The sequence below is a fragment of the Labrenzia sp. 011 genome (assembly GCF_003075075.1).
In the GTDB taxonomy this organism is placed as follows: Bacteria; Pseudomonadota; Alphaproteobacteria; order Rhizobiales; family Stappiaceae; genus Roseibium.
On the sequence record NZ_QCYM01000027.1, the window covers coordinates 16030 to 29368 of the forward strand.

A 13339-nucleotide genomic window follows, 5' to 3' on the forward strand; every position below is an offset into this window, starting at 1 on the left:
CGGCCAAACATTCGCCTGCCCATCGAGTGCCGGGAGGCCCTGTCGTCCGGTTTGCCGGCCCCCCGCACGGTACCGTTCGGGCCTTGTGCCGGGGCTGAGCTGAAGACCCGGCCGTCACGGGCTCACGAAAGCAGGGACGTCAGCCGGGGCGATCGCCTGCCGTTCATATGTCCGGCCCGGCCCGCGTGCCTTCGGTGGAAGGGTCGATTTCGTTGCGCAGTTCTTCCAGGGCGCGCATGCGTTCCTGGGCGCGCTCCTGGTTCTCACGGGTGACGCCGGCAATCAGCACTTCGGCAATCGCCATCAGCGCAAGGGATGAATCCCAGGGGGAGGGCACGGCCACGCGGGCAGGCAGGACGAAGCTTGCGAACCGGCCGACCGGGGACATCCAGCTGTCGGTGACAAGTGCCACCGTCGCGCCCTGTTTGGCGGCGGCTTCGGCGAACTGGATGATTTCGGCCTGGTATCGGCGGATGTCGAACACAACGACCACGTCCTTGGGGCCCATTCCGATGAGCTGGTCCAGCCAGTTGCCGTGCTGTCCGGCCACATGGGTCACATTCGGGCGCACGATCCTCAGATGGGCGGCCATGTATCGGGCCAGGCCGTCGGTAAACCGGCCGCCGATCAGATGGATGGCCTTGCGTTCGTCCGACAGCAGCCGGATAAGGCCGGCCAGTTCGCCTCCGGGCAGATGGGCAAAGGTCTCGCGGACGTTTTCCACAAGCTGGCCGACATGGGGGTCGCCGTTGGCGTCATCGGCCATATGGGCGCTTCGTGCCAGCGGTGAATTGAGCTGGTTTTCCAGCTCGCCGCGCAGCTTTCTCTGGAACTCGGCGAAGCCCGGATATCCCAGCCTGCCGATGAAGCGCAGGATGGTCGGTGAACTGACCCCCGCGGCCTCGGCGAACTGGGCAACCGTGCCCAGGCCCTGCATGGGATAATTGCCCAGAAGCGCATGCGCCGCTCTCTTTTCCGTCGCGGTGAATTCGTCCAGTCGGTCGCGGATTTCTTCCAGAAGCGGGCGTTCCATGATGGCGGACCTGATGTTCTGCTGCGTTGAATTTCATTTGACAGCGGCAGCAATCTACGTATCAAATATTACAGAACTTGGTCCCATCGGCAATACTGTAATAAAAGTTACAGACCTGCCGGCATTGATTTTTCAGGGAGTTTGGCATGGGCGCGAGCCTCCAGGCGGATGGCATGTCCCGGACCGTTGCGGTCGAAAATGCGGAGGGCACCGGTCCCTTCGTGTTTGTGTGCGACCACGCATCCAATTTCCTTCCGCCGCCCTATGATCGCTCGCTCGGGATTACCCAGACCGACAAGACCGCTCATATCGCCTGGGATCCCGGCGCGCTCGGCGTCGCCCTCGGTCTGTCGCAACGTCTCGATTCACCGCTGGTCCACAGTGGGGTCTCCCGTCTGGTCATCGACTGCAATCGGGAAGAGGATCGTGCGGATCTGATCCCCAGCCTCAGCGAAACCACCCCGATCGCCGGAAACCGGAATCTCTCCGCATCGGAGATCGCGTTTCGTCTGGACCTGGCGCACCGGCCGTTTCACGAGGCGATCGACAAGGTCATCAACCAGCGGCTGGACCGGGGATTGCCGACTGCCGTGGTGTCGATCCATTCCTTCACGCCCGTCTACAAGGGCGATGCCAGACCCTGGGAGATCGGCCTGATCTCCGACAGGGACCGCAGACTCGCCGATCCGGTGCTTTCCGAGCTTCGCCGGAGAGGCGACCTGACAGTCGGCGACAATGAGCCTTATGCGCCCTCGGACGGCGTCTATTACACCATCCGCCGCCATGGCGAAGACCGGCAGCTGCCGTGCCTGATGATCGAGATCCGCAACGACGAAGTGAAGACCGCGGAGGAAGAAAGCCGCTGGTCGGAGATGCTGGCGCCGATGCTTGCACATGCGGCCGGGGCGACGCTCGGCAGCGCGAAGGGGAGTGCCCATGCTTAAGGCTGCGCGCTGCTACATTCACGCGGTCGACGGCTTCAACCGGGGCCTCGGCAAGATCATCATGTGGGGCATCTTCGTGATGGCCGGCATCCTGCTGTGGTCGTCCGTGTCGAAGACATTCTTCAATCCGTCGCTCTGGACCCTGGAAGTCGCCCAGTTCGCCATGGTCGCCTATTACGTTCTCGGCGGTCCCTATTCGGTCCAGCTGGGTTCCAACGTCCGCATGGATCTTTTCTATGCCGACTGGAGCCGGCGGAAAAAGGCCTGGTTCGATGCTTTCACGGTGCTGTTGCTGATGTTCTATCTCGGGGTCCTGCTTTACGGCGCGTTGAATTCGACCGCCTATTCGCTGGGCTATTTCGGCAAGGAGCCCTTCGCGTTCTACTGGGACCTCATCACCGCATTCGTGACCGGGGGCCCTGAAGCCGCCGGTGAGAAACTCGGGTATATCGAACGCAGTCCCACGGCCTGGCGGCCGTATCTGTGGCCAGTCAAATTCGTGATGGTTCTCGGATTCTTCCTGATGCTGCTGCAGGCGGTCTCGGAGTTCCTCAAGGATATCGTCGTGCTGCGGGGAGAGACGGTCTGATGTCCTATGAGATGATCGCCATCCTCATGTTCTCGTCGATGATGCTGATGCTTCTGACGGGGCAGCGCGTCTTCGGCGCGATCGGCGGCATTGCCGCCATCGCGGCCCTGGCCCTCTGGGGCACCGGGGGCGGAGATATTCCGTTTTCGGCCGCGATGAAGCTGATGAAATGGTATCCGCTGCTGACCCTGCCGATGTTCATCTTCATGGGCTATGTCCTGTCGGAAACGAAGATCGCGGACGACCTCTACAAGATGTTTCATGTCTGGATGGGGCCGGTAAACGGCGGTCTCGCCATCGGCACCATCCTCCTGATGGTGCTGATCTCGGCCATGAACGGCCTGTCCGTGGCCGGTATGGCCATCGGGGCCACGATCGCCCTGCCTGAGCTGTTGAAGCGAAAATACGACAAGCGCATGGTCACGGGGGTGATCCAGGCCGGGTCGTCCCTGGGCATTCTCGTGCCCCCCTCCGTGGTGCTGGTGCTTTATGCGATGATCGCCCGCGCGCCCGTCGGCCAGCTCTGGCTTGCCGGTGTGGTGCCCGGCCTGATGATGGCGGCCATGTTCATCGTCTATATCGCCGTGCGTTGCCGGATGAACCCCGAACTGGGGCCGGCGCTGACCGAGGACGAGCGTCAGTCCTCCAGCGGCGAGAAATACCATCTCCTTCTGGCGGGCATCCTGCCGCTGGCGATCTTCGCGACCATGATGGTGCCCTTCGTCAACGGCTGGACGAGCCTGGTGGAAAGTTCCGCCATCGGCGCGCTGACCGCCCTGCTGGCCGCCGTTGTCAAGCGGCGCATGACCCTGGATATCCTGATCCTGTGCATGAAGAACACGCTGGGCATTTCCTGCATGTTCATGTGGATCATTCTGGCGGCACTGGGCTTCGGCGCCGTGTTCGACGGGCTGGGCGCGGTCAAGGCCATCGAGAACCTGTTTACCGAACAGCTCGGCCTGTCGCCATGGATGATCCTCATCCTGATGCAGCTGTCCTTTCTGGTGATGGGAACCTTTCTCGATGATACGGCCATGCTGGTGATCGTCGCGCCGCTCTATGTGCCGCTGGTGGCGCGGCTGGATCTGGGCATGCCCGCGGGCGATGTGCTGATCTGGTACGGGGTGCTCTACACGATTACCACCCAGATCGCCTATATGACGCCGCCATTCGGTTACAATCTTTTCCTGATGCGGGCGATGGCACCTCCGAGCATTTCCATGCGCGATATCTACGGTTCGATCACGCCGTTCGTGCTGGTGATGATCCTGGCGCTGGTGCTGGTGATGACTTTCCCGCAGATCGCGCTCTGGCTGCCGGACCTGATCTACGGCAAATAGGTGAGACATGGGGAACAATAAAAACAACATCCGGAGAAAACGGAGTTGAAAGGGCAGTCGGATCAGAGCCGGGAACCGGCCGGACTGTCAGGATTCTTGAATGAAGCAAGGGGAACTCAATATGACCAACAGACGTGATTTTCTCAAAAAGGCCGGTGTCGGCACCGTTGCCGCCGCAGGCGCCGCCACTCTCGCGGCTCCCGCCGTTCATGGCCAGTCGCCGATCAAGTGGCGCCTGCAGACCTACGCGGGTCCGGCCCTGGCCGAACATGTGATCAAGCCGCATATCGATGCCTTCAACAAGGCGGCGAACGGCGAGATGGTAATCGAGCTTTATACGGCGGATCAGCTCGTTCCGACCGGGGAACTGTTCCGCGCCATGCAGCAGGGCACCATCGATGCCGTCCAGTCCGATGACGACAGCATGGCCTCTCCGACGGAAGTCACCGTCTTCGGTGGCTATTTCCCGTTCGGATCCCGCTATTCCCTCGATGTGCCGGTGCTGTTCAACCAGTATGGCCTGAAGGAAATCTGGGAAGAGGAATATGCCAAGGTTGGCGTCAAGCACATTTCCGCCGGTTCGTGGGACCCGTGCCATTTCGCCACCAAGGACCCGATCCGCTCGCTGAAGGATCTGGAAGGCAAGCGTATCTTCACCTTCCCGACCGCCGGGCGTTTCATGAGCCAGTTCGGCGTCGTTCCGGTCACCCTGCCGTGGGAAGACATCGAGGTTGCCGTCCAGACCGGCGAACTCGACGGCATCGCCTGGTCGGGTATTACGGAAGACTACACGGTCGGCTGGGCCGATGTGACCAACTACTTCCTGACCAACAACATCTCGGGTGCCTGGGCGGGGTCCTTCTTCGCCAATCAGGAGCGCTGGGACGAACTGCCGGATCACCTGAAGACCCTGCTGCAGCTCGCCATGGACGCCTCGCACTACTATCGCCAGTGGTGGTACTGGGGCGGTGAAGCCAATCTGCGTGTCAACGGCACCAAGATGGAGCTGACCACCATTCCGGACGCCGAATGGGCCACGGTCGAAGAGGCCGCGATGGCCTTCTGGGACGAGATCGCCGCAGAGTCTCCGGTCAAGGCGAAGGTCGTCGAGATCTTCAAGAAGTACAATCAGGACATGCAGAAGGCCGGCCGGCCCTACCGTTACTCCTGATGTTGCCCAGGTCATGCCGTGTCTCATTGGCCGGCATGACCGCACTTACCGGTCCGGAGCTCAAGGCCCCGGACCGGCTTTCGGATTTCAAAGACCCAAGACCCGCCCAACACGGACTCAAGAAATGCCAGGCAACCTGACCTTCGATGCGCTGAAAACACTCGTTTCCTCGGGCGAAATCGATACGGTGCTCACCTGCATCGTCGATATGCAGGGGCGGCTGATGGGCAAACGGTTTCATGCCCGGCATTTCGTCGACAGCGCCTACAACGAAACCCACTGCTGCAACTATCTGCTGGCGACCGATCTCGAGATGTACACGGTCGAGGGGTATGCGGCGACAAGCTGGTCGGGCGGCTATGGCGACTACGTCATGAAGCCGGATCTGGCCACCTTGCGGCTGGTGCCGTGGCTGGAGGGGACGGCGATGGTGATCTGCGACGTGCAGGATCATCATACCCACGAGGACGTGCCGCATTCCCCGCGGGCCATGCTGAAGGCGCAGGTTGCCCGTATGGACGCGCTTGGCCTCACGCCGGTCATGGCGACCGAACTGGAATTCTTCCTGTTCGAGAAGAGCTACGAGGACATGCGCAAGGGGGGCTTCCGCGATCTGGAGCCGATCTCCGGTTACAACGAAGATTATCATATCCTGCAGACCACCAAGGAAGAGGACGTCATGCGCCCGGTGCGCAATTGCCTCTTCGAGGCGGGCATTCCGGTGGAGAATACCAAGGGCGAGGCGGAGGCGGGCCAGGAAGAGCTCAACATCAAATACGCCCCGGCACTGGATACGGCCGAATATCACACCATCGCCAAGCACGCGGTCAAGGAGATCGCCTGGGCGAAAGGGCGCTCGGCGTCCTTCCTGGCGAAATGGCGGCATGACAAGGTCGGCTCTTCCTCGCATGTGCATCAGTCGCTGTTCGACAGGGACGGCAACAATGTCTTTTGCGACGCCAAGGGCGAATACGGCATGTCGGAGACGATGCACCACTATGTTGCCGGGCTGATCAAATACGCACCCGACTACACCTATTTCCTGGCGCCCTACATCAACAGCTACAAGCGGTTCCAGAAGGGCACCTTCGCACCGACGAAGACCGTCTGGTCGATCGACAACCGCACGGCCGGCTTCCGCCTGTGCGGCGAGGGGACCAAGGCGCTCAGGGTGGAATGCCGCATTGGCGGATCCGATCTCAATCCCTATCTTGCGCTTGCCGTTCAGATCGCCGCCGGCCTGAAGGGCATCGAAGAAAAGCTGCCGCTCGACCCGCCGGCCGCCGGTGATGTCTATGAAGCCAAACGGGCAAGGGAAATCCCGCAGAGCCTGCGGGATGCCCGCGAAACCATGCGCAAGTCGAAGTTCCTGCGCGAGGCTTTCTCGGATGGCGTGATCGATCACTACGCCCGTGCGGCGGAGTGGGAAATCGAGGAATTCGACCGGGCGGTCACGGATTATGAAATCGCCCGCGGCTTCGAACGGGCATAGCAGGCCTGCCCGCATCCCGCGGAGGGCCGGACGGCCCATCCCCGGGAATGGGGCCCACGTTCAGGAGTTTGCCGCCGGTCTTGCCTGACAGCGTTTCGCGTCTCGTCGGGATACCGGTACGGCAGGGAATTGAAGTTAGAGCCAACCACTTTCAACAAAGCCGCGCGAAAAGACGCTGCTCTGAGAGGTTCCGGAATGTCAGATGTGATCAGACTTATCTCCCCCATCGACGGTTCTGTCTATGCCGAACGTCCGGCCCTGGATGAACCCGCCGTCGAGAAAACCGTTTCGCTTGCCCGCTCCGCGCAGCCCGGCTGGGCGGCCCTGCCGGTATCCGAGCGGGTGGCCTATTGCGAAAAGGCCCTGGAAGCTCTCAAGGGGATGAATGACGAGGTGGTCACGGAGCTGGCCTGGCAGATGGGCCGGCCGGTGCGCTATGGCGGCGAACTGGGGGGCACGATCGAGCGGACGGAATATTGCGCAAAGACAGCCGCGGAAGCGCTCGCGGATATCGAGCGCACCGACAAGCCCGGTTTCAAGCGTTATGTGAAGCGTGTGCCTCTGGGCATCGTCATGGTGATCGCGCCGTGGAACTATCCGTTCATGACGGCGATCAACACCATCATGCCGGCGTTGATGGCGGGCAATGTGGTCCTCCTGAAACATGCCGCGCAGACCCTTCTGGTCGGCGAGCGTCTTGCCAGGGCGTTCGAGATCGCCGGTCTGCCCAAAGGGGTGTTCCAGAATATTGTCCTGACCCATGCAGGCACCGAAAAGCTGCTCGGCTCCGGGGCGATCGATCATGTCAATTTCACGGGGTCCGTCGGCGGCGGTCGTGCCATCGAAAAGGCGCTGGCCGGGACTTTCGCCACGCTCGGCCTGGAGCTCGGCGGCAAGGATCCGGCCTATGTCCGTTCGGATGCCGACCTGGACTATGCGGTCGGCAATCTGGTGGACGGGGCTTTCTTCAATTCCGGCCAGTGCTGCTGCGGTATCGAGCGGATCTATGTGCATGAAAGTCTGTTCGACCGCTTCGTCGACGGTTTCGTCGATCTGACCAGCCAGTACAAGCTCGGCAACCCGCTGGACGAGGCGACCACGCTCGGCCCGATGGCCCAGGCCCGCTTCGCTGCCTGGGTGCGCGAACAGACCCAGGAGGCACTGCGCAAGGGCGCCAGGGCTCATATCGACCCGTCGAAATTTCCCCAGGACAAGGACGGCACGCCCTATCTTGCTCCGCAGGTGCTGACCGACGTGAACCACCAGATGTCCGTCATGCGCGAGGAAAGCTTCGGTCCCGTCGTCGGCATCATGAAGGTCCGGGACGATGAGGAAGCGCTGCAGTTCATGAATGACAGCCCCTATGGCCTGACCGCATCGATCTGGACGGAAGATGTGGATGCCGCCGCCCGGATCGGAGACAAGGTCGAGACCGGCACGGTGTTCATGAACCGCTGCGACTATCTCGATCCGGCTCTTGTGTGGACCGGCGTCAAGGATACCGGCAAGGGCGCGGCCCTGTCGGAGATAGGCTTCCACAACCTGACAAGACCGAAATCCTTCCACTTCCGCGTGGAGCATTAAGGGACCAAAGGATCGAGTGCGCCGCCCCGCAATCCGTTGCCTGCCGGCCGGGCGGGTGCGGCGCGCTTCCATCTCTGTCGGCACGCTGAAACGCGGTGCCGATGTCTGACGAAATTGACTGGGAAAGGCCCAGTTCTGGTTACCAACGTTCAACCCACGAGACACACATGAGCGCACTTCCTTCCGTCAACTGGTCCTACCCCACTTCCATCCGCTTCGGCGCCGGGCGTATCCGGGAACTGCCGGAGGCGGTCAAGGCCACCGGCATGACCAATCCGCTGCTGGTCACCGATCCGGGGCTTGCCGCCCTGCCGATGGTTGCCGAGGCGATTGAAAGCCTGAAGGCCGCGGGTCTCAGCGCTGCCGTCTTTGCGGACGTCAAGCCGAACCCCGTGGACAGCAACGTTTCGGCGGGCGTCGACGCCTTCAAGGCCGGCGGGCATGACGGGGTGATCGCCTTCGGTGGCGGCTCGGGTCTTGATGCGGGCAAGCTGATCGCCTTCATGTCCGGTCAGAGCCGTCCGATCTGGGATTTCGAGGATATCGGTGACTGGTGGACCCGGGCCGATCCGGCCGGGATCGCGCCGATCATCGCGGTGCCGACCACGGCGGGCACGGGGTCGGAAGTCGGCCGCGCGGGCGTGGTGACCAACGAGGCGACCCATACCAAGAAGGTCATCTTCCATCCGAAGATGCTGCCGGCCATCGTGATCTGCGATCCGGAACTGACGGTTGGCATGCCGCGCTTCATCACCGTGGGCACCGGCATGGACGCGCTGGCCCATTGCCTGGAAGCCTATTCGGCGCCGATGTATCATCCGATGTCCGAGGGCATCGCCCTGGAAGGCATGCGGCTGGTTCTGGAGAACCTGCCGAAGGTTGCCGCCGACGGCACCGACCTGGAAGCGCGCGGCCATCTGATGAGCGCTGCGGCCATGGGGGCGGTTGCCTTCCAGAAGGGCCTTGGCGCCATCCATTCGCTGTCCCATCCGGTCGGCGCGCTCTACGACACCCACCACGGCATGACCAACGCGGTGTTCATGCCCTATGTGATGCAGTTCAACAGACCGGCCATCGAGGGAAAATTCGAACGTCTGGCCGGGTTCCTCGGCATCGCGGGCGGCTATCAGGGCGTTCTGGAAACCGTCCTGAAACTGCGCGAGGACCTCGGCGTGCCGCATACGCTCGCGGGCCTGAAGGTCGATGACAGCAAGCGCGATCTGATTGCCGAAATGGCCATTGTCGATCCGACCGCGGGCGGCAACCCGGTGCCGCTGACAAAGGACGGCGCCCTGGAGATCTTCGACAAGGCGCAGCTCGGCACGGTCTGACGGCACTGTGCCCTGAGGCACGCCGTTTCCCAATATACGATCACCCCGTCTTCATTCGAATTCGGGGTGATCGACCAACGTCCTATCCGTTGCCGCCGGTATTCCGCCATGCGACCGGAGTCTGTCCGGTGATGCCCTGAAACTCCCTGCTGAAGTTTGACCTGTTGACGAAACCGGCCTCATGCATGGCGGTGGTTATGGTCTTGTCCTGCTGCTGCATCAGCAGTCGGCGCAGCTCCTGTACGCGCATGCCGTTCACATAGCGGCAAACATTCTCGCCGGCCAGACGGTTGATTGCCTGTGACACCTCCCGGGCGGGCAATCCCGCTCCATGCATGCTTCCTGACGGGCTTTTGCCATCTCGTCTTCATTTATGAGGTCACACCCTAGTAAAGCCAGCGGGGCAATCCGGTGGCCAGGGCGGGGAACAGCCACAGGATCGCCACCGCCACGACCTGCAGCAGAATGAAGGGGACGACGCCGCGATAGATCTGGCCGGTGGTGATCTCCTTCGGCGCCGCGCCGCGCAGGTAGAACAGCGAGAATCCGAAGGGCGGGGTCAGGAAGGAGGTCTGCAGGTTGACGGCGATCAGCACGGTCAGCCAGACCGGATCGATGCCCATGAGGATGAGCGGCGGAATGAGCACGGGCAGCAGGATCACCGAGATCTCGACGAAATCGAGAAAAAAGCCGAGCACGAAGACGAACAGCATGGCGAAGATCAGCGCGCCGGTGGCGCCGCCGGGCATTTCCTCGAGGATCTGATGCACCCGGTCCTCGCCGCCAAGACCGACGAAGACCAGGGAGAAGAAACTCGCCATCAGGATGGTCGCGAAGATCATCGAGGTGACGGTCAGGGTCGACAGCAGGGAAGCCTTCAGGAGCCCGTCGGAAAAGGCGGCCTTCAGGATGCGCAGGATGACAAGAAGGGCAAAGACCGCCAGTCCGGCATAGAGTGCGGCCAGCACATAGCCACCGGCCGATATGTCGGAGCGTTGCAGGCGGACCGGGAGAAGGGTGGCCGCCACTGCAAGGACAAGCAGGGCAAGGGTGGCCAGCACGATCAGGCGGGTGGAGACGCCGAGGCGCCGGCCTGCCAGCAGGATCGCGCCGACGGCACCGACGGAGGCCGCCTCGTTGGGCGACGCGATGCCGCCGAGGATCGAGCCGAGCACGGCGAAGATCAGCAGGACCGGCGGGACGATGGCGCCGGCGATCTCGCCTGCGGACGGCTTGTCGACATGTTCCTTCATGGCGGGCGCGTCCGCGGGAAAGAGGAACGCGCGGCCGGCGATATAGGCGCAATAGACCAGCACCAGCAGCAGGCCGGGCACCATCGCCGCAGCGAAGGTCTGGCCGACGGAAATGGTCTCGATGGTGAATTTTCCCTGCGCATACTGGGCCTGCTGGAAGGCGTTGGACATGACGTCGGCCAGGATGATCAGCAGCGTGGAGGGGGGAATGATCTGTCCGAGGGTTCCGGCGGTGCAGACCATGCCGGAGGCGAGCTTCGGATCGTAGCCGTTGCGCAGCATGGTCGGCAGGGCAATCAGCCCCATGGCCACCACTGTCGCACCGACAATGCCGGTGGAGGCGGCCAGCAGCGCGCCGACCAGCATGACCGAGATGCCGAGACCGCCGTTCATCCGGCCGAACAGACGGCCCATGGTTTCGAGCAGATCTTCCGCGATGCGGCTCTTTTCCAGGATGATGCCCATGAGCACGAAGAGGGGAATGGCCGTCAGGACCGGATTGGTGAGCACGCCGAAGAAGCGCTGGCCCATGGCGCCCATCAGCTGGATGTTGAAGTCGCCGAGCATCCATCCAAGCAGCGCGAAGCCCGTCGCGACGCCGGCGATGGTGAAGGCGACGGGATAGCCGAGCAGGATGAAGGCGATCAGCGCGCCGAACATGATCAGATCGAGGGGCAGGCTCATGCTGCGGCGCCTTTCAGCCGGAGAATGTCACGGATCAGGGCGGCAAGTCCCTGGACCAGAAGAAGGATGCAATAGGCGGGTATGAGGGATTTCAGCAGGAAGGAAGCCGGAATGCCGCCGACGGAAATCGGCCCCTCGAGAATCGACCAGCTGCCGCGCACGGTCGGCCAGGAAAACCAGAGCAGCAGCAGAAGTGCGGGCGTCAGCAGGAAAACATGCCCGAAGAGGTCGATCCAGGCCTGGGCGCGTTCCGAACATTTGGCATAGAAGATGTCGACCCGCACATGGGCATTGACCAGGAAGGTGTAGCCGGCCCCGAGCATGAACAGGGAAGCGTGGAAATAGAGCACGCCTTCATCGAGAAAAATGTAGCTGTAGCCGAAGACGTAGCGCAGGAGCACGATCACGAACTGCAGCATCAGCATGGCGAGCGCCGCCCAGCACATCGTGTTGCCGATCACCGAATTGACGCGCTCCAGCGCGCCCGCAAGTTTTTCCATCTGATGTATCCTGCTGTTCGATCCGGCCAGGACCGGATTTGCCCGTCGCGAATTAGGATCAGAAGACCTGCCACTTGTCATCCCCGCGCAGGCGGGGAACCGGTGACCGCTGTTCCGGGCAGCGATTGCGGAGAGGCCACGCCGGTTCCGGCTTTCCAGCCGAGAAGCGTATTCTCAACGCACTCTCGTCCCGAGACGGACCGTCAAGCCCGTCGCAGGATGAGATCTGCCGTGGTCGAACGGCATCGGTTCGGGGGAGAGGTTCCTCTCCCCCGCGCGCAGGTGCCGTCCGGTCAGTCGTAGTTGTAGTCCATGACGCGGGCGTTCATCTGGCCGTTGTCCGCATAGGGCATGTATTCACGCATCAGCTTGCGGTAGGCGAGGAAGCTTTCGGTGATGCGTTTGACCAGTTCATCATCGCTGGCCCTCAGATCCGCGATCACTTCGCCGGCGGCATTGCCCATGGCGATGATCACTTCATCCGGGAGCTTGCGCACCATCACGCCGTGATCGTTGACCAGCTGGGTCAGGGCCTGGGCGTGCTTGGTGTTGTACTCGGTCAGCACGTCGTTGTAGAGGCTGGCGCAGGCATGGCGCACGGCTGCCTGAAGATCTTCGGGAAGATCGTTGTAGGCTTCCAGATTGACGGCGCATTCCTCGGCCGAAGACGGCTCGCCGACGCCGGGCCAGTAGTAGTTCTTGGCGATCTGGTAGTAGCCGAGCGCACTGTCGCTCCACGGGCCGATGAACTCGCCCGCATCCAGGGCGCCGGACTGCAACGCCTGGAACATGGCCGGACCGCTCATGGCCTGAACGGCCATGCCGAGCTTGGAGCACATTTCCGAGGCGAGGCCGGTGGAGCGGAACTTCAGGCCCTTGAGATCGTCGGCGCTGTTGATCTCGTTGCGGAACCAGCCGGCCCACTGCGGTCCGGAATTGCCGCACAGGAACGGCTTCAGGTTGAAGTTGGCATAGATCTCGTCATACAGCGCCTGACCGCCGCCATGGATCAGCCAGCCGGCCTGTTCGGGGGCGGTCAGGCCGAAGGGCTGGGAGCCGAACAGCAGGATGCCCTTGGACTTGGAGCCCCAATAGGCGGGAACCGCATGATACAGCTCGGCCGTGCCCTGGCCGACGGCGTCGAAGACACCGTTGCCCGGGACGATTTCGCCGGCGGCAAAGAGCTTGACCTCGATGCGGCCGCCGGACAGCGCGGTGATGCGGTCCGCCAGCATTTGCGCAGCCACGCCGGGACCGGGAAGGTTCTTCGGCCAGGCGGTGACCATGCGCCACTGGCGCACGTCCTGAGCGATTGCCGGAGCCGCCAGAGTGGTGGCGGCGGCAGCGACGGTGCCTGTGGCACCGGCTTTGAGAAAATCACGTCTTTTCATGGTATTACCCCTCGTTCACAGATTTAT

Annotated in this window: 12 protein-coding genes; 7 read left to right on the forward strand and 5 right to left on the reverse strand. The window is 62.4% G+C overall.

Features of this window, described 5'->3' with window-relative positions:
* Positions 1-163: 163 nt before the first annotated feature.
* Positions 164-1033 (reverse strand): MurR/RpiR family transcriptional regulator, encoded by an 870-nt coding sequence (locus tag DCO57_RS20260; RefSeq protein ID WP_116700742.1) that lies wholly within the window; start codon positions 1031-1033, stop codon positions 164-166.
* 146 nt (positions 1034-1179) lie between these two features.
* On the opposite strand from DCO57_RS20260, the gene DCO57_RS20265 reads away from it, so the two are divergent.
* The 7 genes from DCO57_RS20265 (at position 1180) to DCO57_RS20295 (ending at position 9484) form a co-directional block, all read left to right on the forward strand.
* Positions 1180-1977 (forward strand): N-formylglutamate amidohydrolase, encoded by a 798-nt coding sequence (locus tag DCO57_RS20265; protein ID WP_208978061.1) that lies wholly within the window; start codon positions 1180-1182, stop codon positions 1975-1977.
* Positions 1970-2566 carry a TRAP transporter small permease subunit gene (locus DCO57_RS20270; protein ID WP_116700743.1) on the forward strand — a complete coding sequence of 199 codons (597 nt, stop codon included), beginning with the start codon at positions 1970-1972 and terminating at the stop codon, positions 2564-2566. The genes DCO57_RS20265 and DCO57_RS20270 overlap by 8 nt, the downstream gene beginning before the upstream one ends.
* Positions 2566-3906 carry a TRAP transporter large permease subunit gene (locus tag DCO57_RS20275; RefSeq protein WP_116700744.1) on the forward strand — a complete coding sequence of 447 codons (1341 nt, stop codon included), beginning with the start codon at positions 2566-2568 and terminating at the stop codon, positions 3904-3906. The genes DCO57_RS20270 and DCO57_RS20275 overlap by 1 nt, the downstream gene beginning before the upstream one ends.
* A gap of 121 nt (positions 3907-4027) precedes the next feature.
* On the forward strand, positions 4028-5077 hold the full coding sequence (locus DCO57_RS20280; protein ID WP_116700769.1) for a TRAP transporter substrate-binding protein: 1050 nt from the start codon (positions 4028-4030) through the stop codon (positions 5075-5077).
* 124 nt (positions 5078-5201) lie between these two features.
* Positions 5202-6569: a glutamine synthetase family protein gene (locus tag DCO57_RS20285; RefSeq protein ID WP_116700745.1), complete on the forward strand. Its 1368-nt coding sequence runs from the start codon at positions 5202-5204 to the stop codon at positions 6567-6569.
* Positions 6570-6764: 195 nt separating this feature from the next.
* Positions 6765-8153: an aldehyde dehydrogenase family protein gene (locus DCO57_RS20290; RefSeq protein WP_116700746.1), complete on the forward strand. Its 1389-nt coding sequence runs from the start codon at positions 6765-6767 to the stop codon at positions 8151-8153.
* 167 nt (positions 8154-8320) lie between these two features.
* A complete protein-coding gene (locus DCO57_RS20295) occupies positions 8321-9484 on the forward strand; it encodes an iron-containing alcohol dehydrogenase (protein ID WP_116700747.1) in 1164 nt (387 codons plus the stop codon).
* Positions 9485-9566: 82 nt separating this feature from the next.
* Here the strand turns inward: DCO57_RS20295 and DCO57_RS20300 are convergent, their stop codons facing one another.
* The 4 genes from DCO57_RS20300 to DCO57_RS20315 all read right to left on the reverse strand — a co-directional run bounded on the left by DCO57_RS20300 (position 9567) and on the right by DCO57_RS20315 (position 13312).
* Complete coding sequence (locus tag DCO57_RS20300; protein WP_116700748.1) at positions 9567-9821, reverse strand: helix-turn-helix domain-containing protein; 255 nt, start codon at positions 9819-9821, stop codon at positions 9567-9569.
* A gap of 49 nt (positions 9822-9870) precedes the next feature.
* Positions 9871-11421 (reverse strand): TRAP transporter large permease subunit, encoded by a 1551-nt coding sequence (locus tag DCO57_RS20305; protein ID WP_116700749.1) that lies wholly within the window; start codon positions 11419-11421, stop codon positions 9871-9873.
* Positions 11418-11921, reverse strand: coding sequence for a TRAP transporter small permease subunit (locus tag DCO57_RS20310; RefSeq protein WP_116700750.1), 504 nt, complete (start codon positions 11919-11921; stop codon positions 11418-11420). The genes DCO57_RS20305 and DCO57_RS20310 overlap by 4 nt, the downstream gene beginning before the upstream one ends.
* A 293-nt stretch (positions 11922-12214) precedes the next feature.
* Positions 12215-13312 carry a TRAP transporter substrate-binding protein gene (locus tag DCO57_RS20315; RefSeq protein WP_116700751.1) on the reverse strand — a complete coding sequence of 366 codons (1098 nt, stop codon included), beginning with the start codon at positions 13310-13312 and terminating at the stop codon, positions 12215-12217.
* Positions 13313-13339 lie beyond the last annotated feature (27 nt).